The sequence below is a fragment of the Peptostreptococcus anaerobius VPI 4330 = DSM 2949 genome, from assembly GCF_000381525.1.
GTDB lineage: Bacteria > Bacillota > Clostridia > Peptostreptococcales > Peptostreptococcaceae > Peptostreptococcus > Peptostreptococcus anaerobius.
On the sequence record NZ_KB906671.1, the window covers coordinates 1 to 1274 of the forward strand.

The 1274-nt window shown below is 52.0% G+C and carries 1 rRNA gene; it reads right to left on the minus strand.

Annotated features, from left to right (window positions below):
* Positions 1-1274 (minus strand): 23S ribosomal RNA (locus tag F823_RS0110440); the annotation flags it as partial.

The window sequence follows — 1274 nt, forward strand, 5'->3', positions numbered from 1 at the left end:
TAGTCTTCCTGGGATCTTAACCTTGCGGTGGGAAATCTTATCTTGAAGTTGGCTTCGCGCTTAGATGCTTTCAGCGCTTATCCTTTCCATACATAGCTACCCAGCCATGCCCTTGGCAGAACAACTGGTACACCAGAGGTATGTCCATCCCGGTCCTCTCGTACTAAGGACAGATCTCCTCAAATTTCCTACGCCTGCGACGGATAGGGACCGAACTGTCTCACGACGTTCTGAACCCAGCTCGCGTACCACTTTAATGGGCGAACAGCCCAACCCTTGGGACCAACTACAGCCCCAGGATGTGATGAGCCGACATCGAGGTGCCAAACCTCCCCGTCGATGTGGACTCTTGGGGGAGATAAGCCTGTTATCCCCAGGGTAGCTTTTATCCGTTGAGCGATGGCCCTTCCACGCAGAACCACCGGATCACTAAGTCCGTATTTCTACCTTGCTCGACCTGTATGTCTTGCAATCAAGCTCCCTTTTGCCTTTACACTCTTCGTACGATTTCCGACCGTACTGAGGGAACCTTTGAGCGCCTCCGTTACCTTTTGGGAGGCGACCGCCCCAGTCAAACTGCCCACCAGACAGTGTCCCAAGACCAGATTCATGGCCTATGGTTAGAGTCCCAATACTACAAGGGTGGTATCCCAAGGATGACTCCATCTAAACTGACGCCCAGATTTCTCAGTCTCCCACCTATCCTGTACATGTAGTACCGAGACCCAATGTCAAGCTACAGTAAAGCTCCATGGGGTCTTTCCGTCCTGTCGCAGGTACCCGGCATCTTCACCGGGACTACAATTTCACCGAGTCTGTTGTTGAGACAGTGCCCAAATCGTTACGCCTTTCGTGCGGGTCGGAACTTACCCGACAAGGAATTTCGCTACCTTAGGACCGTTATAGTTACGGCCGCCGTTTACTGGGGCTTAAGATCACTGCTTCGATTGCTCTAACAGATCCCCTTAACCTTCCAGCACCGGGCAGGCGTCAGCTCCTATACATCGTCTTGCGACTTAGCAGAAACCTATGTTTTTGGTAAACAGTCGCTTGGGCCAATTCTCTGCGGCCCCATTTCTGGGGCACCCCTTATCCCTAAGTTACGGGGTCATTTTGCCGAGTTCCTTAACAACAGTTCTCTCGCTGGCCTTAGGATACTCTCCTCACCCACCTGTGTCGGTTTGCGGTACGGGTACCTTTAATCTCGATAGAGACTTTTCTCGACAGTGTGAAATCAGCTGCTTCGCTACTTAGTTTCGCTCCCCATCGTATCC